Source organism: Streptomyces sp. WAC 01529 (assembly GCF_003945545.1).
Taxonomy (GTDB): Bacteria; Actinomycetota; Actinomycetes; order Streptomycetales; family Streptomycetaceae; genus Streptomyces; species Streptomyces anatolicus.
The window spans coordinates 2,872,018-2,892,275 of sequence record NZ_CP029617.1; the positions used below are offsets into that span (position 1 = coordinate 2,872,018).

17 protein-coding genes and 1 pseudogene are annotated in these 20,258 nt (G+C 71.4%); 10 read left to right on the forward strand and 8 right to left on the reverse strand.

The features are described 5' to 3' along the window. Positions 1-93: 93 nt before the first annotated feature. Entirely contained in the window at positions 94-1,026 is a 933-nt protein-coding gene (gene iolC / locus DMA15_RS12880) for a 5-dehydro-2-deoxygluconokinase (RefSeq protein ID WP_125517692.1), read from the reverse strand. A gap of 159 nt (positions 1,027-1,185) precedes the next feature. Between iolC and DMA15_RS12885 the strand changes: the two genes are divergently transcribed. From DMA15_RS12885 to DMA15_RS12900, 4 genes are all read left to right on the forward strand, one after another. Further along, entirely contained in the window at positions 1,186-2,085 is a 900-nt protein-coding gene (locus DMA15_RS12885; protein WP_125512907.1) for a sugar phosphate isomerase/epimerase, read from the forward strand. 237 nt (positions 2,086-2,322) lie between these two features. Next, positions 2,323-2,520 (forward strand): MarR family transcriptional regulator, encoded by a 198-nt coding sequence (locus DMA15_RS12890; RefSeq protein WP_125512908.1) that lies wholly within the window; start codon positions 2,323-2,325, stop codon positions 2,518-2,520. 154 nt (positions 2,521-2,674) lie between these two features. Continuing rightward, positions 2,675-2,995 carry a heavy-metal-associated domain-containing protein gene (locus tag DMA15_RS12895; RefSeq protein ID WP_125512909.1) on the forward strand — a complete coding sequence of 107 codons (321 nt, stop codon included), beginning with the start codon at positions 2,675-2,677 and terminating at the stop codon, positions 2,993-2,995. 95 nt (positions 2,996-3,090) lie between these two features. Further along, complete coding sequence (locus DMA15_RS12900) at positions 3,091-5,415, forward strand: heavy metal translocating P-type ATPase (protein WP_125512910.1); 2,325 nt, start codon at positions 3,091-3,093, stop codon at positions 5,413-5,415. Between the two features lie 472 nt (positions 5,416-5,887). Here the strand turns inward: DMA15_RS12900 and DMA15_RS12905 are convergent, their stop codons facing one another. Together DMA15_RS12905 and DMA15_RS12910 are read right to left on the reverse strand one after the other, a co-directional pair. After that, positions 5,888-7,177, reverse strand: coding sequence for a citrate synthase (locus DMA15_RS12905; protein WP_125512911.1), 1,290 nt, complete (start codon positions 7,175-7,177; stop codon positions 5,888-5,890). 133 nt (positions 7,178-7,310) lie between these two features. Further along, positions 7,311-9,617, reverse strand: a complete 2,307-nt coding sequence (locus DMA15_RS12910) for an ATP-dependent RecD-like DNA helicase (protein WP_240659775.1) — start codon at positions 9,615-9,617, stop codon at positions 7,311-7,313. 359 nt (positions 9,618-9,976) lie between these two features. Here DMA15_RS12910 and DMA15_RS36640 point away from each other — a divergent pair, with 359 nt between their 5' ends. Then, positions 9,977-10,138, forward strand: a complete 162-nt coding sequence (locus tag DMA15_RS36640) for a hypothetical protein (protein WP_164551749.1) — start codon at positions 9,977-9,979, stop codon at positions 10,136-10,138. A gap of 15 nt (positions 10,139-10,153) precedes the next feature. On the opposite strand, the gene DMA15_RS12915 is transcribed toward DMA15_RS36640, so the two are convergent. From DMA15_RS12915 to DMA15_RS12925, 3 genes are read right to left on the reverse strand one after another with little or no spacing between them, the layout of a single operon-like run. Further along, positions 10,154-10,996 carry a sugar phosphate isomerase/epimerase family protein gene (locus DMA15_RS12915; protein ID WP_125512912.1) on the reverse strand — a complete coding sequence of 281 codons (843 nt, stop codon included), beginning with the start codon at positions 10,994-10,996 and terminating at the stop codon, positions 10,154-10,156. Further along, the gene (locus tag DMA15_RS12920; protein ID WP_125517696.1) at positions 10,993-12,159 is read right to left on the reverse strand and encodes a dihydrodipicolinate synthase family protein; all 1,167 of its coding nucleotides are present in this window, start codon (positions 12,157-12,159) and stop codon (positions 10,993-10,995) included. The genes DMA15_RS12915 and DMA15_RS12920 overlap by 4 nt, the downstream gene beginning before the upstream one ends. 11 nt (positions 12,160-12,170) lie before the next feature. Next, on the reverse strand, positions 12,171-13,331 hold the full coding sequence (locus DMA15_RS12925) for a Gfo/Idh/MocA family oxidoreductase (RefSeq protein WP_164551750.1): 1,161 nt from the start codon (positions 13,329-13,331) through the stop codon (positions 12,171-12,173). 168 nt (positions 13,332-13,499) lie between these two features. Between DMA15_RS12925 and DMA15_RS12930 the strand changes: the two genes are divergently transcribed. Next, complete coding sequence (locus DMA15_RS12930) at positions 13,500-14,543, forward strand: LacI family DNA-binding transcriptional regulator (protein WP_125512913.1); 1,044 nt, start codon at positions 13,500-13,502, stop codon at positions 14,541-14,543. Positions 14,544-14,646: 103 nt separating this feature from the next. Here the strand turns inward: DMA15_RS12930 and DMA15_RS12935 are convergent, their stop codons facing one another. Next, the gene (locus DMA15_RS12935; protein ID WP_125512914.1) at positions 14,647-16,206 is read right to left on the reverse strand and encodes a PLP-dependent aminotransferase family protein; all 1,560 of its coding nucleotides are present in this window, start codon (positions 16,204-16,206) and stop codon (positions 14,647-14,649) included. Between the two features lie 28 nt (positions 16,207-16,234). Between DMA15_RS12935 and DMA15_RS12940 the strand changes: the two genes are divergently transcribed. From DMA15_RS12940 to DMA15_RS37445, 3 genes and pseudogenes are all read left to right on the forward strand, one after another. Continuing rightward, the gene (locus tag DMA15_RS12940) at positions 16,235-16,834 is read left to right on the forward strand and encodes a LysE family translocator (protein WP_125512915.1); all 600 of its coding nucleotides are present in this window, start codon (positions 16,235-16,237) and stop codon (positions 16,832-16,834) included. Positions 16,835-16,914: 80 nt separating this feature from the next. Continuing rightward, positions 16,915-17,487: a Uma2 family endonuclease gene (locus DMA15_RS12945; RefSeq protein ID WP_125512916.1), complete on the forward strand. Its 573-nt coding sequence runs from the start codon at positions 16,915-16,917 to the stop codon at positions 17,485-17,487. Between the two features lie 54 nt (positions 17,488-17,541). Continuing rightward, positions 17,542-18,219, forward strand: a pseudogene (locus tag DMA15_RS37445) (sugar phosphate isomerase/epimerase family protein); the annotation flags it as partial. On the opposite strand, the gene DMA15_RS12955 reads toward DMA15_RS37445, so the two are convergent. Further along, positions 18,209-19,204: an EamA family transporter gene (locus tag DMA15_RS12955; RefSeq protein WP_125512918.1), complete on the reverse strand. Its 996-nt coding sequence runs from the start codon at positions 19,202-19,204 to the stop codon at positions 18,209-18,211. The pseudogene DMA15_RS37445 and the gene DMA15_RS12955 overlap by 11 nt on opposite strands. Before the next feature lie 91 nt (positions 19,205-19,295). Here DMA15_RS12955 and DMA15_RS12960 point away from each other — a divergent pair, with 91 nt between their 5' ends. After that, positions 19,296-20,192, forward strand: coding sequence for a LysR family transcriptional regulator (locus DMA15_RS12960; protein ID WP_125512919.1), 897 nt, complete (start codon positions 19,296-19,298; stop codon positions 20,190-20,192). The last annotated feature ends 66 nt before the right edge of the window (positions 20,193-20,258 follow it).

Here is a 20,258-nt window from a genome sequence, read left to right on the forward strand (position 1 = left end):
CCTCCGGCGGACGCGCGGAAAATTCCAGCCCCTCCGGCGTTTGAGGAGCGGGGTCCGGGGCGGAGCCCCGTGAACGGCGCGCAGAGCCCGGGCTCACAACACAGCCCCCGCTTCAACAGCTGAGGCGACCTCGCCAGCAAACGGCATAGCGGAACTGCACTCCAGTCGCGAAGCGACGATCGCCCCCGCCGCATTGGCGTACCGCAGCACCCTCTCCAACTCCCAGCCCGCGAGCAGCCCATGGCACAGGGCCCCGCCGAACGCGTCCCCCGCACCGAGCCCGTTGAGAACGGTCACCGGCAGCGGCGGCACCCGCACCACCTCCCCCGCCCGGTTCATGGCGAGCACCCCTTCGGGCCCCTGCTTGACGACGGCGAGTTCGACCCCGGCGTCGAGCAACGCCCGCGCCGCCGCGAGGGGTTCACGCTCCCCCGTGGCGATCTCGACCTCGTCGAGATTGCCGACGGCGACCGTGGCATGGGCCAGTGCGGCGGCGTAGTGGGGCCGCGCCTCATCCGGGTCCGCCCAGAACATCGGCCGCCAGTCCAGGTCGAACACCGTGTATCCCGCCCCCGTCGGCCGCGAGGCCAACGCCGCCAGCGTCGCCGACCGGCTCGGCTCCGCGCACAGCCCCGTCCCCGTCATCCAGAAGATCCGCGCCGCCGCGATGGCGCCCAGGTCCAGCTCCTCCTCGTGGATCTCCAGATCGGGGGCCTTGGGCAGCCGGTAGAAGTACAGCGGGAAGTCGTCCGGCGGGAAGACCTCGCAGAACGTCACCGGCGTCGGCAGCCCCGCGACGGCGCTCACCCAGCGGTCGTCGACGCCGAACTCCCGCAGCGCCCGGTGCAGATACCTCCCGAAGGGGTCCTCGCCGGTGCGGGTGACAAGCGCGACGCGGCGCCCGAGGCGCGCCGCGGCGACCGCGACGTTGCTGGCGGAGCCGCCGAGGAACTTCCCGAACGAAGTGACCTCGTCGAGAGGCACCCCGCTCTGCAGCGGATAGAGGTCGACCCCGATCCGGCCCATGGTGATGACGTCGTACGCATCGGTCACCCTGCACGCCCCTTCGGCCGTCGATCGTGTGCCCCCAGGTCTAATCCCGTCCCCGGAACCCTGTCAACATTTTGTCCTTACATTCGGACCACTCCTTGACACCTCTCCGAGGCGGCCTGGAGGCTGACCGGCATGACGACGCTGTCTCGCATCCGGATCGGTTCGGCGCCCGACTCATGGGGCGTGTGGTTTCCCGAGGACCCCCAGCAGGTCCCCTGGCGCCGCTTCCTCGACGAGGTCGCCGAGTCCGGTTACGAGTGGATCGAGCTGGGTCCCTACGGCTATCTGCCCACCGACCCCGCGGTACTGGCGGCCGAGACGGCCCGCCGCGGGCTCAAGGTCTCCGCGGGCACGGTCTTCACGGGGCTGCACCACGGCCCCGCCGTCTGGGAGAAGACCTGGGCGCACGTCGCCGACAACGCCGCGCTCGCCCAGGCGATGGGGGCCGGGCACCTCGTCGTCATCCCCTCCTTCTGGCGCGACGACAAGACGGGCGAGGTCCTGGAGGACCGCGTCCTGACGCCCGCGCAATGGCGTGAACTGACCACCCAGACCGAGCGTCTGGCCCATGAGGTCCGGGAGCGGTACGGGCTCCAGGTCGTCGTCCACCCGCACGCGGACACGCACATCGACACCGAGGAGAACGTCACCCGCTTCCTCGACGCCACCGACCCCGGCCTCGTCTCGCTCTGCCTGGACACCGGCCACTACGCCTACTGCGGCGGGGACAGCGTCAAGCTCATCGAGACGTACGGCGAACGCATCGGCTATCTCCACCTCAAGCAGGTCGACCCGGAGATCCTCGCCGCGGTGCGCGCGGAGGAGGTGCCGTTCGGGCCCGCCGTGGCGCGCGGCGTGATGTGCGAGCCGCCCGCCGGGGTGCCCGCCCTGGAGCCCGTCCTCGCCGCGGCCCAGAACCTGGGCGTCGACCTCTTCGCGATCGTCGAGCAGGACATGTACCCCTGCCCCCCGGACAAGCCCCTCCCGATCGCCCACCGCACCCGCACCTACCTCCGCTCCTGCGGGGCCTAGCTCACCCCCGACCAGAGCGAAAGCGCCGCCCGCGTATGTCACTTTCGTCACAAACACTCTTTTCCTGTCACACATGTCTCACGTACGCGGCCCTTACGTCACAGCCGGTCCACAGCCGGGCCCCAGTGGTCACTCTGCGTCGTTCACCGGGCACAGGCTGAGTGATCGCCGCGCGTCGTGCCCAGTTCCCCCGTCGGCCTCTCCGGCCGCCCTGGGCACACGCAGGGAGGTGCCACGATGACCGACCGCAGGCTCTGGTCGTACAAAGAGATCGCCGCGCACATCCGGGTGCAGCCCGACACCGTGCGCTCCTACCGCAAGCACGGACTCCTGCCCGACCCCGACCACGTGGAGAGCGGCAAGCCCTACTGGTACGCGGACACGATCCGCGCCTGGGTGGCGGCCCGTCCCGGCAACCGCGGACGCAGAGGCTGACGCCGCGCGAGCGCGCCCGGGCCGCCACCGGGTCGCGTTGTGAAATACCCCCTAGGGGTATAGTGTTGTGAGTGTCAGGGGGTCCAGGGGACTCCGGGACCCCCTCCCGCACGTTACGTCGCACACGTACACACGCCCTCCCGAGGAGAACGACATGAGCGCCCAGACCGAGCTGCCCCAGGCCGCGTCCGAGACGACCGGCTCCTGCTGCTCCCCCAGCGGTTCCTGCCACTCCGGCTCCGCCGAGACCCCGCAGGGCGCCGTCACCACGGTGTACGAGGTGACGGGGATGACCTGCGGTCACTGCGAGGGCGCCGTCTCCGCCGAGATCTCGGAGATCGCGGGCGTCACCTCCGTCAAGGCCGTCGCCTCCACCGGCCAGGTCACCGTCGTCTCCGAGGCCCCGCTGGACGAGGCCGCGGTGCGCGCCGCGGTCGACGAGGCGGGCTACGAACTCGTCGGCGCCAAGGCCTGACCGGCACCCCGCCGGTACCCCGGGCCCCGTGGTGTCGGCGCCGACACCACGGGGCCCGCCGTCGTATCAGCAGCCCAGAGGTGTACGAAAGAGTCATGACGGAAGTCTCCGAAGTCTCCGCGGCCCCTGGCGCCTCCGCTGTCTCCGATGCCTCCGGGGGCTCCGGGGGCTCCCAGGTCGAACTCGCCGTCGGCGGGATGACCTGCGCCTCCTGCTCCTCCCGCATCGAGAGGAAGCTGAACCGCGTGGCGGGCGTGACCGCCGCCTCGGTCAACCTCGCCACGGAGAAGGCGAAGGTCACCTACGCCGACGGGGTCGAGGTCGCCCAGCTGATCGCCCTCGTCGAGAAGCTGGGCTACACGGCCGAGGAGATCGTCCCGCCCCCACCGGAGCCCGAGGCGGGCGACGCCCCGGCCCCGACCACCGCGGACATCACCGAGCCCGACATCCTGCGCCGGCGCCTGACCGTCTCCGCCGTCCTGTCCCTGCCCGTCGTGCTGCTCGCGATGGTCCCCGCCCTCCAGTTCGACAACTGGCAGTGGCTCTCGCTGACCCTCGCCGCGCCCGTCGTCGTCTGGGGCGGCCTGCCCTTCCACCGGGCGGCGTCCACCAATCTCCGGCACGGCGCCGCGACCATGGACACGCTCGTCTCGGTCGGCACGCTCGCCGCGTTCGGCTGGTCGCTGTGGGCGCTCTTCTTCGGGGACGCCGGAATGCCCGGCATGCGGCACGGCTTCGACTTCACCGCCTCCCCCGGCTCCGGTGCCTCGACGATCTACCTCGAAGTCGCCTCCGGTGTCATCACGTTCATCCTGCTCGGCCGCTGGCTGGAGGCCCGCTCCAAGCGGCGGGCCGGTGCCGCCCTGCGCGCCCTGCTCGAACTCGGCGCCAAGGACGTCACCGTCCTGCGCGAGGGCAGGGAGGAGCGGATCCCGGTCGGGCGGCTCGCCGTCGGCGACCGTTTCCTCGTTCGCCCCGGAGAGACCGTCGCGACCGACGGCACCGTCGTCGAGGGGGCGTCCGCGGTCGACGCCTCGATGCTGACCGGTGAGTCCGTGCCGGTCGACGTGGGCGTGGGCGACGCCGTCACCGGGGCGACCGTGAACGACTCGGGACGCCTCGTCGTACGGGCGACCCGCGTCGGCGCCGACACCCAACTGGCCCGCATGGCCCGCCTCGTGGAGGACGCGCAGACCGGCAAGGCCCAGGTGCAGCGCCTGGCCGACCGGATCGCCGGGGTCTTCGTGCCGGTGGTCCTGCTCATCGCGGCAGGCACGCTCGGCGGCTGGCTCGGCGCCACGGGCGACGCGACCGCCGCGTTCACCGCCGCCGTCGCCGTCCTGATCATCGCCTGCCCGTGCGCGCTCGGCCTCGCCACGCCCACCGCCCTGATGGTCGGCACGGGACGTGGCGCCCAGCTCGGCATCCTCATCAAGGGCCCCGAGGTCCTGGAGTCCACGCGCCGCGTCGACACGGTCGTCCTGGACAAGACGGGGACGGTGACGACGGGCCGTATGGAGATGGCGGACGTGTACGCCGTCGGGCACACGGACGAGAAGCAGTTGCTGCGTCTCGTGGGCGCCCTGGAGCACGCCTCCGAGCACCCCGTGGCCCGGGCCCTCGCGGCGGGCGCCGCCGACCGTCTGGGCGTCTCCGTCGGGGAGTTGGCGACCCCGGAGCGGTTCGAGAACGTCGCCGGGTCCGGGGTGCGCGGCACAGTGGAGGGGCACGAGGTGCTCGTGGGACGCGAGCGGCTCCTCGCGGACGCGGGCGTCACGGGCCTGGACGCGCTGACCGCGCCCCGGAGCGAGGCGGAGGCCGGGGGGCGTACCGCCGTCCTTGTCGCCTGGGACGGCGCCGCGCGCGGCGTGCTGACGGTCGCCGACGCCGTCAAGGAGACCAGCCCGCAGGCGGTGCAGGAGCTGCGTGCGCTCGGCCTGACGCCGATGCTGCTCACCGGCGACAACAAGGCCGTGGCCGACGCGGTCGCGCGGGCGGTGGGGATCGCCCCGGACGCCGTGTACGCGGAGGTCCTTCCACAGGAGAAGGCCGACGTCGTACGGCGGTTGCGGGAGGAGGGCCGGGTCGTGGCGATGGTCGGGGACGGCGTGAACGACGCGGCGGCCCTCGCCACCGCCGATCTGGGCCTCGCGATGGGCACGGGCACGGACGCGGCGATCGAGGCGAGCGATCTGACGCTGGTGCGCGGGGACTTGCGGGTGGCGGCCGACGCCATCAGGCTCTCCCGGAAGACCCTCGCCACCATCAAGGGCAACCTCTTCTGGGCCTTCGGCTACAACGTCGCCGCGCTGCCGCTCGCCGCGGCCGGCCTCCTGAACCCGATGATCGCGGGAGCCGCGATGGCGTTCTCGTCGGTGTTCGTGGTCACGAACAGCCTGCGGCTGCGGACGTTCACATAAGCCCTTCACATGTCCGTCCCAGCATCCTCACGCGCCTCGCGAGATCCCCATATGGGGGCTCTTGCGCATGTACGAGACATATGCAAGAGACGCAGATCACAGTGATCCGAACGTAACCATCTAGGGGGGTCGCGAGTCTAATGGGACGATGCCAGTAGATGTCTTGGGGGACGTCATCTGACATCAGGGGACATCTTGGGGGATGCTCCCTGGAATTGCGTTGCCGGGGCACGTGCACCGGGGAGCTTTGAGCGGCCCTCCCGTACGTACGCGTCCCGGCAGAGCGCAGGGCAACCACAGACGCCCGGCCGGATCCCGTGGGGGGAATCCGCACCGGGAAAAAGGGAAGCGCCCCGACCGTCGACCCGTGGGGGGATCGACGGCGGGGCGCTTCTCGCTTTAGGAGCGCCCCGAAGGGGCGCGGGGAACTGCGCGACCAGCCACATGCGGCCCGCAGTTCCCGAAGAAAAGATCAGCGACCCTCAACCGGGACGAAGTCCCGAAGAACCTCACCGGTGTAAATCTGCCGAGGCCGACCGATACGCGAACCCGGCTCCTTGATCATCTCGTGCCACTGGGCGATCCACCCCGGAAGACGCCCCAGCGCGAACAGCACCGTGAACATCTCGGTCGGGAAGCCCATGGCCCGGTAGATCAGACCCGTGTAGAAGTCCACGTTCGGGTAGAGCTTGCGCTCGACGAAGTAGTCGTCGGCCAGCGCGTGCTCCTCCAGCTTCAGCGCGATGTCCAGCAGCTCGTCGGACTTGCCGAGCGCCGAGAGGACATCGTGCGCCGCCGCCTTGATGATCTTCGCCCGGGGGTCGAAGTTCTTGTAGACGCGGTGCCCGAAGCCCATGAGCTTCACGCCGTCTTCCTTGTTCTTCACCTTGCGGATGAAGGAGTCGACGTCGCCGCCGGAGGCCTGGATGCCTTCCAGCATCTCCAGGACCGACTGGTTGGCGCCGCCGTGCAGCGGGCCCCACAGGGCCGAGATGCCGGCCGAGATCGAGGCGAACATGTTCGCCTGCGAGGAGCCGACCAGACGCACGGTGGAGGTCGAGCAGTTCTGCTCGTGGTCCGCGTGCAGGATCAGGAGCTTGTCGAGCGCGGCGACGACGACCGGGTCCAGCTCGTACTCGGCGGCGGGCACGGAGAACGTCATGCGCAGGAAGTTCTCGACGTAGCCGAGGTCGTTGCGCGGGTAGACGACCGGGTGGCCCTGCGACTTCTTGTACGCGTAGGCGGCGATCGTCGGAAGCTTGGCGAGAAGGCGGATCGTCGAGAGGTGACGCTGCTTCTCGTCGAAGGGGTTGTGGCTGTCCTGGTAGAACGTCGACAGCGCGCTCACCACGGACGACAGCATCGCCATCGGGTGGGCGTCACGCGGGAAGCCGTCGTAGAACCGCTTGACGTCCTCGTGCAGCAGGGTGTGCTGCGTGATCTCGTTCTTGAAGCTCGCCAGCTCGTCGACCTTCGGCAGCTCGCCGTTGATCAGCAGGTACGCCACCTCGGTGAAGGTGGAGCGCTCGGCCAGCTGCTCGATCGGGTAGCCGCGGTACCGCAGGATGCCCTGCTCGCCGTCGAGATAGGTGATGGCGGATTTATAGGCGGCGGTGTTGCCATAGCCGCTGTCCAGGGTCACAAGACCGGTCTGGGTGCGGAGCTTCCCGATGTCGAAGCCCTTGTCGCCGACGGTCGAATCGATCACCGGGTAGGTGTACTCGCCATCGCCGTACCGCAGTACTACAGAGTTGTCGCTCACGTCATCCCTCACCGACGTTGTGCCTCTTCTTCGAGGTGCCCTGACTGTCTCTACCATCCCCCATTTGGCCCTGGAGAGTGCACTCGGGGTCGACCATTGGGCCTATTGGCGGCACTGAGTGCCGCCAACCTGCTCATCCTGCCCCCTTCGCCCCGGTTCCGGAAGTGCTGTGTGACGTTTCCGACTCGTTTGATCGATCAAAACGCCCCGGGCCCGCTCCGCGGCCTCCCGCGAGCCTGAAATCCAGGGCCGTACAGCGCCTGCCCGCGGAGACCGTGCGGACAGCCTGACCCAGAGCTTTGCGCGAACCGACCAGGACGACCAGCTTCTTGGCGCGTGTCACGGCGGTGTAGAGCAGATTGCGCTGGAGCATCATCCACGCGCCCGTGGTGACCGGGATCACCACGGCCGGGTATTCACTGCCCTGGGAGCGGTGGATCGTCACCGCGTACGCGTGCGCCAGCTCGTCCAGTTCGTCGAAGTCGTAGGGGACTTCCTCGTCCTCGTCGGTCAGGACGGTGAGCCGTTGCTCGTCGAGGTTGAGGGCGGTGACGACGCCGACCGTGCCGTTGAAGACGCCGTTCCGCCCCTTCTCGTAGTTGTTGCGGATCTGGGTGACCTTGTCGCCGACGCGGAAGACGCGGCCGCCGAACCGCTTCTCGGGCAGGTCGGGGCGGGCGGGGGTGATGGCCTGCTGGAGGAGGCCGTTGAGGTTCCCGGCGCCCGCGGGGCCGCGGTGCATGGGGGCGAGGACCTGGACGTCGCGGCGCGGGTCGAGGCCGAACTTGCGGGGGATGCGGTGGGCCGCGACGTCGACCGTGACGCGGCCCGCGTCCTCGGTCTCCTCCTCGACGAAGAGGAAGAAGTCCTTCATGCCCTGCGTGAGGGGTGGCACGCCGGAGTTGATGCGGTGGGCGTTGGTGACCACGCCCGACTCCTGCGCCTGGCGGAAGATGCGGGTGAGGCGGACGGCGGGGATCGGGCTCTCCGCGCCGAGCATGTCCCGCAGCACCTCGCCCGCGCCGACGCTGGGCAGCTGGTCGACGTCTCCCACGAAGAGCAGGTGGGCGCCGGGCGGGACGGCCTTCACCAGCTTGTTGGCGAGGAGCAGGTCGAGCATGGAGGCCTCGTCGACCACGACCAGATCGGCGTCGAGCGGCCTCTCCTTGTCGTACGCCGCGTCGCCCCCGGGCCGCAGTTCGAGCAGGCGGTGGACGGTGGAGGCCTCCGCGCCGGTGAGTTCGGCGAGGCGCTTGGCGGCGCGGCCGGTGGGGGCGGCGAGGACGACCTTGGCCTTCTTGGCGCGGGCCAGCTCGACGATGGAGCGGACCGTGAAGGACTTGCCGCAGCCGGGGCCGCCGGTCAGGACGGCGACCTTCTGGGTAAGGGCGAGCCGCACGGCCGCTTCCTGCTCGGGCGCGAGCGTCGCCCCCGTGCGGTCCGCGAGCCAGGCGAGCGCCTTGTCCCAGGCGACGTCCCTGAAGGCGGGCATCCGGTCCTCGGGGGTCCGCAGGAGGCGCGACAGCTGGGCGGCGAGGGAGAGTTCGGCGCGGTGGAAGGGGACCAGATAGACGGCGGTGATGTCGTCGCCGCCCTCCGGGTCGGGGAGGGATTCGCGGACGACCCCCTCCTCCTCCCCCGCCAGCTCGGCGAGGCAGTCGATGACCAGGCCCGTGTCGACCTGGAGCAGCTTCACCGCGTCGGAGATGAGGCGCTCCTCCGGGAGGTAGCAATTGCCCTGGTCGGTGGCGTTCGAAAGGGCGTACTGGAGACCGGCCTTGACGCGTTCGGGGCTGTCGTGCGGGATGCCGACGGCCTGGGCGATGCGGTCGGCGGTGAGGAAGCCGATGCCCCAGACGTCGGCGGCGAGGCGATAGGGCTCGTTCTTCACCACGGAGATCGACGCGTCGGCGTACTTCTTGTAGATGCGCACGGCGATGGAGGTGGAGACGCCGACTCCCTGGAGGAAGACCATGACCTCCTTGATGGCCTTCTGCTCCTCCCAGGCGGCGGCGATCATCTTGGTCCGCTTGGGGCCGAGGCCGGGCACTTCCACGAGCCGCTTCGGCTCGTTCTCGATGATGTCGAGGGTGTCGACGCCGAAGTGGGTGGTGATCCGGTCGGCCATCACGGGGCCGATGCCCTTGATGAGTCCGGAGCCGAGATAGCGGCGGATGCCCTGGATGGTGGCGGGCAGCACCGTCGTGTAGTTCTCGCAGGTGAACTGCTTGCCGTACTGCGGGTGGGAGCCCCAGCGGCCCTGCATGCGCAGGCTCTCGCCGACCTGGGCGCCGAGCAGCGAGCCGACGACGGTCAGCAGGTCACCGGCGCCGCGGCCGGTGTCGACGCGCGCGACCGTGTACCCGGTCTCCTCATTGGCGTACGTGATGCGCTCGAGGACCCCCTCGACCGTCGCCATCGCCACAGCTGGACTCGACATGATCCGACGCTACCGCCCGCCACCGACAACGTGGACAGCCTGTGGACAACTTCCGGGCTGTGAGCAACGGCGAAGGGACCTGGTCCGTCGACCAGGTCCCTTCGATCCCTCCCCTATGTCAGAAACCCCGCGATTCCCCCCGAGATCCCCCCAGATCCCCTCGGGAACCAGTTCCCCCCTCACGGGAAGTCCCTGACTCCAAGTACGACACGCCTGGTGCACAAAGGGTTGCACGGCGTTGCCCACTAATTTTTCGCGGACTTCTTCCGGGTGCCGACGCCACCGGGCGGACGTACCGTTTGACCCATGAGTGCTGTTCTCCGGTCGGGCTCTCCCCGGCCCTCCGAGCGGGAAGGGGAATGATGTTCGGCGTCGCGAAGCTGGCCGGGCCGGTGGCCAAGGCGATCTCCAAGAAGACCGGCATCCCCGTGACGACCGTCACCCGCGTCATCGAGGTGGGTCTGCCGGTCGTGGTGGCGATGGTCTCCAAGAAACGGGCGGCCCGCGGGAAGACGAAGTAGGCCCAGGGGCGGGCGTCACGCGTGCGTGCGGAAGCGCTGGGCCGTCTCCTTCAGCACCTGCGCGCCGTCCCTCGCCCACAGCGCCTCGTTGAAGATCTCGACCTCGATCGGGCCGTCGTACCCCGCCGCCTCGACCCTGGCGCGCAGCGCCTTGAAGTCGATGCTCCCGTCGCCCAGTTGCCCTCGTCCGAGCAGTACGCCCGCGGGCAGCGGTGTGATCCAGTCGGCCAGCTGGAAGGCGTGCAGCCGGCCGCCCGCGCCCGCCCGCGCGATCTGCGCGGGCGCCTGGTCGTCCCACCACACGTGGTACGTGTCCACGACGACGCCCACCTGTTCGGCCGGGAAGCGTCCCGCGAGGTCGAGGGCCTGGCCCAGGGTGGAGACCACGCAGCGGTCCGCGGCGAACATGGGGTGCAGCGGCTCGATCGCCAGGCGTACGCCCCGCTCCTCGGCGTAGGGCCCGAGGGCGGCGAGGGCGTCCGCGACGCGTTCCCGCGCCCCGGCGAGGTCACGGCTGCCGGGCGGCAGGCCGCCGGAGACGAGCACCAGCGTGCGGGTGCCGAGGGCCGCCGCCTCGTCGATGGCCGCGCGGTTGTCGTCGAGGGCACGCGCGCGTGGCGCCCCTTCGGGGTCGGTGAAGAAGCCGCCGCGGCACAGGCTGGTAACGGCGAGGCCGGAGTCGCGCATGAGGCGGGCGGTGCGCTCGACCCCGTACTCCTGGACGGGGGCACGCCACAGGCCGACCGCGGTGATGCCCTCCTTCGCGCACCCTTCGGCGAGTTCGGGGAGGGAGAGCTGTTTGACGGTCTCCTGGTTGATGCTCAGGCGCGACAGGGCCAGGGGCGGCGGGGTGTTCATTGCGGTACTCCGTGGACGGTCAGCAGCGCGCGCATCCGGGACGCCGCCAGGTGCGGGTCGGGGAACAGGCCGAGCCCGTCGGCCAGTTCGTAGGCGCGGGCCAGGTGCGGGAGGGAGCGGGCCGACTGGAGGCCGCCCACCATCGTGAAGTGCGTCTGGTGTCCGGCCAGCCAGGCGAGGAGGACCACGCCGGTCTTGTAGTAGCGCGTGGGGTGCTGGAAGAGGTGGCGGGAGAGTTCGACGGTCGGGTCGAGGAGGGCGCGGAAGGCCTCCACGTCGCCGGTGTCCAGGACGCGCATGGCCTCGGCGGCCAGCGGGCCCAGGGGGTCGAAGACGCCGAGCAGCGCGTGGCTGAAGCCGTGGTCGTCGCCCGCGATCAGCTCGGGGTAGTGGAAGTCGTCGCCCGTATAGCAGCGCACGCCGTCCGGGAGGCGGCGGCGCAGGGCGATCTCGCGGTCCGCGTCCAGGAGGGAGACCTTGATGCCGTCGACCTTGTCGGGGTGGGCGGCGATGACCTCCAGAAAGGTGTCGGTCGCCGCGTCCAGGTCGGCCGAGCCCCAGTAGCCCGCCAGGGCGGGGTCGAACATGGGGCCGAGCCAGTGCAGGATGACCGGCTCGCTCGCCTGGCGCAGGAGGTGGCCGTACGTCTCCAGGTAGTCGTCCGGCGAGGCGGCGGTGGCGGCGAGGGCGCGCGACGCCATCAGGATCGCCTGGGCGCCGGCCGATTCGACGAGGGCGAGCTGTTCCTCGTACGCCTTCCTGACCTGCGGGAGGCTTGCGGGCAGGGTCAGTTGGTCGGTGCCGGCGCCGCAGGCGATCCGGCCGCCGACCGCCTTCGCCTCGGCGGCCGAGCGGCGGATGAGTTCGGCGGCGCCCGCCCAGTCCAGGCCCATGCCGCGCTGGGCGGTGTCCATGGCCTCGGCGACGCCCAGGCCGTGCGCCCACAGGTGGCGGCGGAAGGCGAGCGTGGCGTCCCAGTCGACGGCGGCGGGGCCGTCCGGGGAGACGTCCGCGCGCGGGTCGGCGACGACGTGGGCGGCCGAGAGGACGGTGCGGGAGGTGGGCGGGGGGCCGCCGACGCACGTACGCGCGGGCTCGGTTCGCGGGGTGTACGCGCGCGTGGCGCCTCCCTCGGCGGGGAGCGTGACGGTGCCGGTGTCCATGGCTGCGGCGCTCACAGCGCGATCTCCGGTACGTCGAGGCGGCGGCCCTCGGCGGAGGACCTCAGGCCCAGTTCGGCGAGTTGCACTCCGCGCGCGCCCGCGAGGAGGTCCCAGCGGTAGGGCGCGTCGGCGTACACGTGCTTGAGGAACAGCTCCCACTGGGTCTTGAAGCCGTTGTCGAACCCTTCGGGGCCCTGGTTGTCGGGCACCTCCTGCCACTGGTCGCGGAAGGAGTCGGTGGCGGGCAGGTCGGGGTTCCACACCGGTTTCGGGGTGGTGCCGCGGTGCTGTACGCGGCAGTCGCGCAGGCCCGCCACGGCCGAGCCCTCCGTCCCGTCGACCTGGAACTCCACCAGCTCGTCGCGGTGGACGCGTACCGCCCAGGAGGAGTTGATCTGCGCGATCACTCCGCCATCCAGCTCGAACACGCCGTACGCGGCGTCGTCGGCGGTGGCCTCGTAGGGCTTGCCGTGCTCGTCCCAGCGCCGCGGGATGTGGGTGGCGGTCAGGGCCTGGACGGTGCGTACGCGGCCGAACAGCTCGTGGAGGACGTACTCCCAGTGCGGGAACATGTCGACGACGATGCCGCCGCCGTCCTCGGCGCGGTAGTTCCAGGAGGGGCGCTGTGCGGGCTGCCCGTCGCCCTCGAAGACCCAGTAGCCGAACTCGCCGCGGACCGACAGGATCCGCCCGAAGAAGCCGTCGTCGATGAGCCGCTTCAGCTTGAGCAGGCCCGGCAGGAAGAGCTTGTCCTGTACGACGCCGTGCTTGACGCCCGCGTCCCTGGCCAGCCGGGCGAGGCCGAGGGCGGCGTCCAGGCCGGTGGCGGTCGGCTTCTCGGTGTAGACGTGCTTGCCCGCGGCGATGGCCTTCTTGAGGGCGTCCTCGCGGGCCGAGGTGACCTGCGCGTCGAAGTAGATGTCGACGGCCGGGTCGGCGAGGACCGCGTCGAGGTCGGTCGAGAAGTGCTCCAGGCCGTGCTCCTCGGCGAGGGCGCGCAGCGCGTGCTCCCTGCGGCCCACCAGGACCGGCTCGGGCCACAGCACGGTGCCGTCGCCGAGGTCGAGGCCGCCCTGGGCGCGCAGGGCCAGGACCGAGCGGACGAGGTGCTGGCGGTGGCCCATGCGTCCGGTGACGCCGTTCATGGCGATGCGCACCGTCTTGCGTGTCACGAGAGTGCCTCCGTAAGTGCGTGGCAAGCGCCTCCGTAGGGCTCGCACACGCCTCCGTAGGCGCATAGCAAGCGCTTACCATCCGCAGAGAAGCTAGCCTGCCGCACAAGGTTCGGACAAGGGCTCCGGAGCAGGGCCGAACAGAGCAGTGACCGGGAGGACGACGAGATGACCGTGACCCTGGCGGACGTGGCGGCACGCGCGCAGGTCTCCCCCGCCACCGTCTCCCGCGTGCTCAACGGCAACTACCCCGTGGCGGTCGCCACCCGTGAGCGTGTCCTGCGGGCCGTCGACGACCTCGACTACGTCCTGAACGGCCCCGCGAGCGCGCTCGCCGCGGCCACCTCCGACCTGGTCGGCATCCTCGTCAACGACATCGCCGACCCCTTCTTCGGGATCATGGCGAGTGCGGTGCAGTCCGAGATCGGGGGGCCAGGGGGGCGTGCGGGCGGGGAGCGGATGGCCGTGGTCTGCAACACCGGCGGCTCCCCGGAGCGCGAGCTGACCTATCTCACGCTCCTTCAGCGCCAGCGCGCCGCGGCAGTGGTCCTCACCGGGGGTGCGAGCGAGGACCCCGAGCACGCCGACGCGATCGCCCGGAAGCTGCGGCGGCTGACGGAGGCGGGCACGCGGGTGGTGCTCTGCGGGCGGCCGCCGGTGCCGGACACCGGGGCGGTGGCGCTCACCTTCGACAACCGTGGCGGCGGCCGGCGGCTCACCGAGCATCTGCTGCGCCTCGGTCACCGGCGCATCGGCTACCTCGCGGGGCCCGAGGGCCGGACGACCACGCGGCACCGCCTGGAGGGCCACCGGGAGGCGCTGGCCGCGCACGGGGTCGAGGACGATCCGGCGCTCACCGTGCACAGCCCGTACGACCGGCGTTCGGGGTACGACGCCACGGACGAACTCCTGCGCCGCGCCCCCGACTTGACTGCCGTGCTGGCCGCCAACGACACGGTCGCGCTGGGCGCCGGGGCCGCGCTGCGGGACAAGGGCCTGCGGATCCCGGCGGACGTCTCGGTGGCGGGCTTCGACGACCTGCCGTTCAGCATCGACGCCTCCCCCGCGCTCACGACGGTGCGGCTTCCGCTTCAGGAGGCGGGGGCGAGGGCGGGCCGCATCGCGATGGGCAAGGAGGAGCCGCCGCCGGGGGGTGTGGCTACGGTGCACGGGGAGTTGATGGTGCGGGGGTCCACGGGAGGGCCGCGGTAGGCGGGTTCGGGGCGCTCAGGTTCACCGGGTCGGCGGACCGCGCCTGAGGGATTCCGCTGCACCGGGCCGGTTGACCGAGCCTCCGAGCCTCCGGGCTTTCGCCTCACCGAGCCAGTCGGCCCAGTACCGCCACCCCTTCGGTGATCCGCGTGGGGCTGCTGGCCGCGTAGCCGAGTACGAGGCCCGGGGGGTGCGGGAGTTGGGTGTGCCATGACAGGGGGTGCGTCTTGACGCCGTGGGCGAGGGCGGCGGTGGCGAGGGCGGTGTCCGGGCCGTCGTACGCGCTTTCGTCGAGGGTGATCATCAGGTGCAGCCCGGCCGCGGCGCCGTGCACGACGGCCCCCGGCAGGTGCGTGCGGATCGCCTCGATCATCGCGTCCCTGCGCCTGCGGTGGTGCTTGCGGATGAGCCGCAGATGGCGTTCCAGGTCACCGGATTCCATCAGGTGGGCGAGGACGAGCTGGGGCAGCGCCGCGTTGCCGAGGTCGATCAGGCGCTTGGCGTCGACCAGTGCCGCCCGGTACGTGGCAGGTGCGAGCAGCCAGCCCAGGCGCAGGGCGGGCGCGAGGAGCTTGGAGACGCTGCCCGCGTAGCAGACCTGGTCGGGGAGGAGGGCGCGCAGGGCGGGGACGGCGGGCCGGTCGTAACGGTGTTCGGCGTCGTAGTCGTCCTCGATGACGAGGCCGCCCTCGCGGGCCCAGTCCATCAGCTCGCGGCGCCGCTCACCGCCGAGGACCACTCCGGTGGGGAACTGGTGGGCGGGCGTGAGCAGTACGGCGGGGGCGCCGGTGGCGCGCAGGGCGTCGACGCGTATGCCGTGGGCGTCGACCGGGACGGGCGGGGTGGCGAGCGGCCGCAGATGCTGGCGCACGCCGAGTGAGCCCGGCTCCTCGACCGCGCACTCGGTGATCCCTTCGGCGCGCAGTACGTCGACGAGCAGCCGCAGCGCCTGGGCCGTGCCGTTGACGATCATCACGTCGTCCGGGTCGGCCATGATCCCTCGGTTCTGGGAGAGCCAGCGTGCGACGGCGGCGCGCAGGGCGGGGGTGCCGCGGGGGTCCCCGTATCCGAAGTCCGAGGGGGTGAGCGCGGCGAGGACGGAGCGCTCGGCGCGCAGCCAGGCCGCGCGCGGGAACGCGGAGAGGTCGGGCAGGCCCGGGGAGAGGTCGATGCGGGCGGGCGTGGTGCGGATGGCGTCGAAGACGCCGAGGTCGGGAGGGGCGGTGAAGAGGTCGGCGCGGGGCGCGGGGCCCGTCGGCGGGGTGTATGGCCGCCCGGTGGGCCGGGACGGCGGCGGGGACGGCGGTGGGACGGCGACGACTACGGTGCCACCGCGGCCCCGCCCGGCGACGTGGCCGTCCTCCGTGAGCCGACGGTAGGCCTCGGTGACGACGCCACGGGAGACGCCGAGTTCGTCGGCGAGGGCGCGGGTGGCGGGGAGCCTGCTGCCGGTGGTGAGCCGCCCGTCCGCGATGGCCGCCCTGATCTCCCCCGCCAGCCAGCCGCCGAGCCCGCCGCGAGGGGCCCGGCGGGGGTCCAGCTGGAGGAAGTCGGAGGTGGCGCCGGGGCGGCGCGCGTGCGTGTGCGTGTGCGGATGCGTGTGCGGATGCGCGTCATCCGGCGTTATGGACCGGTCGGAAGGGGATCCATTGGACCTGTTCATGGAACCATTGTGGCGACAGGGTCAAGGCATGGAATTTCTGCTCACCTCCCTCGTCGTCTGCGTGACGCCCGGCACCGGCGTCCTGTTCACGATCGCCGCGGGCCTCTCCCGCGGCACACGGGCCGCGCTGATCGCGGCCGTGGGCTGCACGCTGGGCGTGGTCCCGCACATGGTGGCCGCGATCACCGGTCTCGCGGCGCTCCTGAACGCCAGCGCGGTCGCCTTCCAGACCATCAAGTACCTGGGCGTGGCCTATCTGCTGTACATGGCGTGTAGCACGCTGCGGGACAAGAGCGACCTCGCCGCCGAGGAGGAGACCGAGCCGCGCTCGGCGGGCCGCACGATCCTGACGGGCGTACTGATCAACATCCTCAACCCGAAGCTGACCCTGTTCTTCCTCGCGTTCCTGCCGCAGTTCGTCAGCACCGACGAGCCGTACGCCTTCCTGCGCATGACGGAGCTGAGCGCGTACTTCATGCTGATCACGTTCCTGGTCTTCGCGGCGTACGGCCGCTTCGCCGCGGCGATGCGCAGCCACGTCATCTCCCGCCCCCACGTGGTGAGCTGGATGCGCCGCACGTTCGCGGCGGCGTTCGCGGCGCTGGGAGCGCGGCTGGCCTTCCTCTGAGAGGCGGGCCGCGCCCGATCAGCATCGCCGTGTCCGCGAGGTCCCGATGTCGTTGACATCACCGGGAAAAGGAGGCTCATATGGCAGTCATGGTCATGGATGCACCCAGCGCCTGGGACGTACTGGACGGCGTCAACCTTCCCCGCGGCTACCGCGTCGAGATCACCGAGGGGAAGATCATCATGACGCCGCAAGGCGAGTACCAGTGGAAGGTCATCCTTGAGGCCGCCCCTCAGATCAAGCAGCAACTCGCCGCCCACGGCGACATCCTCTCGGACGTCATGATCGACTTCCCGTCCAGCCAGTACGGCTACGCACCCGACCTCGCGATCATCGCCCCGGGAGCCGAGCGCAACAGCCGTGGCCGCTTCGAGTGGCACAGCCTGGAGGCGGTGCTCGAGGTCGTCTCGAAGAGCAGCCGGGACAACGACTTCGCCAAGAAGTTCCGGCTGTACGCGGAGTGCGGCATCCCCGTGTACGTGGTCATCGACCCCGAGGCCGGGGTCTGCGCCCTCCACCGCCTTCCCACCCGGACGGGTACGTACGAGGAGGAGACGGAGGTCCCCTTCGGCACGGACCTCGTCCTGCCGCTGGCCGGGCGGGAGATCACCGTCAGGACGGACGGTTTCCCGAAGGCGGGCGACCTCGGCTGAGCCGCGGGCGGGGGGCGGGGTTGACCCCGTGCCCATGGCACCTAGTGTCGGACCATGAAATTCGCATTTTCCACTCTTGGTGTGCCGGGTTTGTCCGTTCCCGATGTCCTGCGGCTCGCCGTCGAGCACGGGTATCACGGGGTCGAGCTCCGGGCGCATCCCGAAGAGCCGGTGCATGCCGGGCTCGGGCTCGTCGAGCGGGCCGATGTGGCCGCCGCTTTCAAGGCAGCCGGGGTCGAGATCCTCGGGGTCGCGGGGTACGCGCGCGTGGCGGAGCCCGGGGAGGACGGGCCGGTCATCGACGAGGTGAACTCCCTCGTGTCGCTCGCCCGCGATCTCGGCGCCCCCTTCGTCCGCGTCTTCCCCGGCGGCGGTACGGAGCAGAGCGCGGACGAGGCCGACGCCACGGCCGCACGGCGGCTCGGCACCTTGGCGCGGAGCGCCGCCGACGCCGGCGTACGTGTCCTCGTGGAGACCCACGACTCGCACCGCACCGGCGCCGACGTCACGCGCGTGCTCGGCACCGTCGGGCACCGCCAGATCGGCGCCCTGTGGGACGTGATGCACACGTGGCTCGGGGACGAGTCCCCCACCGACACCTTCGCCGCCCTCTCCCCCTACCTCGGCTACGTCCAGGTCAAGGACATCGCCTCCGCGGACGACAAGACGCCCCTGGCGCTCGGGACCGGCGCCCTGCCGCTCGCCGAGTGCCTTGCGGTGCTCAGCGCGGAGAGCTGGGACGGCTGGCTGTGCTGGGAGTACGAGAAGCGGTGGTACGAGGACGCGGCGCCGCTGCCGGGGCTCCTTGGGCCGGGTCGGGAGTACCTGTCGCGGCTGCTGTCCCGCTCCGGCTGACACCGCCGCCCGCCTTCGAGAACGAGGTCAGCGCGACGCCGCCCACCAGCAGGGCGGCCGCGCACCACCTCAGGCCGCTCACCGACTCGCCGAGGACGAGCGCCGCGCCGGACATCCCGAAGACCGGTACGAGCAGCGAGAACGGGGCGACCGTGGAGGCGGGGTGGCGGCGCAGCAGATAGCCCCAGGCGCCGAAGCCGAAGACCGTCGTGATCCAGGCGACGTAGACGATGATGCCCGCGCCCGTCCAGTCCAGGGAGCGCAGCGCCGCGAGGTCCCTGGACGGCCCTTCCCACAGGAGCGAGAGCCCGAGCAGCGGCAGCACCGGGACCGTGCTCACCCACACCATGAAGTTCAGGGCGTCGGGCGGGGACGCCTTGCGGGTGAGGACGTTGGAGACGCCCCAGCAGGCCGCCGCGCCGATCAGCAGCGCGAACGCGGCGAGCGGGCCGGTCTCCCCCTCGTCGACGGCGGCGACCGCGATCCCGGCGAGGGCGATCAGCATGCCGAGCGCCCGTACGCGGCCGGGCCGTTCACCCAGCGCCACGAAGGCGAAGAGGGCGGTGAAGACGGCCTGTATCTGGAGCACCAGTGACGACAGACCCGCGGGCATCCCCGCGTCCATCCCGATGAACAGCAGTCCGAACTTGGCGACCCCGAGGACAAGTCCGACCCCCACCACCCACTTCCACGCCACCTTCGGCCGCCCCACGAAGAAGACGGCGGGCAGCGCCGCCACCAGGAAGCGCAGGGCGGAGAAGAGCAGCGGCGGGAAGTGGTCCAACCCCACCTCGATCACCACGAAGTTGACGCCCCAGACGGCGGCGACGAGGACGGCGAGACAGACATGTGCGGGTCGCATGCGTCGAGGATCACCCGGCGCCACCATGTAGGACCAGCACGGATCTCTGCATGATTGGATGAAGCAACGCTGAATTGATGGGGAGGCCCCCGTGCTCGATCTCGCCCGGCTCCGCGCGCTGCACGCCGTCTCCGTGCACGGCACCGTGGGCGCCGCCGCCACCGCGCTCGGCTACACCCCCTCCGCCGTCTCCCAGCAGATCGCCAAGCTGGAGCGGGAGACCCGCACGACCCTCCTCGAACGCCGGGGCCGGGGCGTCGCGCTCACCGAGGCCGCGCTCCATCTCGCGGACACCGCGCAGCAGTTGATGACGATCGTGGAACGCGCCGAGACCGAGCTGGAGGAGCGGCGCGGGGTGCCCGCGGGGCGGCTCACCATCGCCGCGTTCGCCTCGGCGGCGCGGGGGCTGCTGCCGGGGGTGCTCGCGGACCTCGCCGTCCGGCACCCGGCGCTCGACGCCCGTATGACCGAGATCGATCCGCACCTCTCCATCGATCTCGTCGCCAAGGGCGCGGTCGACGTGGCCGTCGTCCACGACTGGGACATCGCGCCGCTGCCCACGCCTCCCGGCGTCGAGCAGGCCGTCATCGGCGACGACCTCTGCGACCTCGTCGTGCCCGCGGGGCACCGGCTCGCGGGGCGTACGTCCGTACGGCGCGAGGAGCTGAAGGACGAGCGCTGGATCACCCAGCCGGCGGGGCTCGTCTGCCACGAGTGGCTGGTGCGGACCCTGCGGGAGGCCGGCTGCGAGCCGGACATCGCCCATCAGGCCGAGGAGAACCCCACGTTGGTCGCGCTGGTCGCGGCGGGTCTTGGGGTGGCGCTCATTCCTCGCCTGGGGCGGGGCGAGATTCCCGGCGGGGCGGTCACGGTGCGGCTCGATCCGGTGCCGGTCCGGCGGCTGTACGCGCTGTGGCGGACGGGGGCGTCCCGGCGGCCCGCGATCACGGAGACGGTGCGGGCGCTGGTGGAGCGGTGGCCCGTCTGACGGCTGGGTCAGCATGGACGTGAGGGCTCGGCGCGCATGAGCCTGACGGCTCGGGGGTCATCAGCC

Bases quoted from the DNA above. Each gene is read 5' to 3' on its own strand.
- DMA15_RS12890 (WP_125512908.1), top strand. From the start codon at position 2,323: ATGACCGACCGCAGGCTCTGGTCGTACAAAGAGATCGCCGCGCACATC.
- DMA15_RS36640 (WP_164551749.1), top strand. From the start codon at position 9,977: ATGATGTTCGGCGTCGCGAAGCTGGCCGGGCCGGTGGCCAAGGCGATC.
- DMA15_RS12900 (WP_125512910.1), top strand. From the start codon at position 3,091: ATGACGGAAGTCTCCGAAGTCTCCGCGGCCCCTGGCGCCTCCGCTGTC.
- DMA15_RS12885 (WP_125512907.1), top strand. From the start codon at position 1,186: ATGACGACGCTGTCTCGCATCCGGATCGGTTCGGCGCCCGACTCATGG.
- DMA15_RS12920 (WP_125517696.1), bottom strand. From the start codon at position 12,159: ATGGACACCGGCACCGTCACGCTCCCCGCCGAGGGAGGCGCCACGCGC.
- iolC (WP_125517692.1), bottom strand. From the start codon at position 1,026: ATGGGCCGGATCGGGGTCGACCTCTATCCGCTGCAGAGCGGGGTGCCT.
- DMA15_RS12910 (WP_240659775.1), bottom strand. From the start codon at position 9,617: ATGTCGAGTCCAGCTGTGGCGATGGCGACGGTCGAGGGGGTCCTCGAG.
- DMA15_RS12940 (WP_125512915.1), top strand. From the start codon at position 16,235: ATGGAATTTCTGCTCACCTCCCTCGTCGTCTGCGTGACGCCCGGCACC.
- DMA15_RS12945 (WP_125512916.1), top strand. From the start codon at position 16,915: ATGGCAGTCATGGTCATGGATGCACCCAGCGCCTGGGACGTACTGGAC.
- DMA15_RS12935 (WP_125512914.1), bottom strand. From the start codon at position 16,206: ATGAACAGGTCCAATGGATCCCCTTCCGACCGGTCCATAACGCCGGAT.
- DMA15_RS12895 (WP_125512909.1), top strand. From the start codon at position 2,675: ATGAGCGCCCAGACCGAGCTGCCCCAGGCCGCGTCCGAGACGACCGGC.
- DMA15_RS12955 (WP_125512918.1), bottom strand. From the start codon at position 19,204: ATGCGACCCGCACATGTCTGTCTCGCCGTCCTCGTCGCCGCCGTCTGG.
- DMA15_RS12930 (WP_125512913.1), top strand. From the start codon at position 13,500: ATGACCGTGACCCTGGCGGACGTGGCGGCACGCGCGCAGGTCTCCCCC.
- DMA15_RS12915 (WP_125512912.1), bottom strand. From the start codon at position 10,996: ATGAACACCCCGCCGCCCCTGGCCCTGTCGCGCCTGAGCATCAACCAG.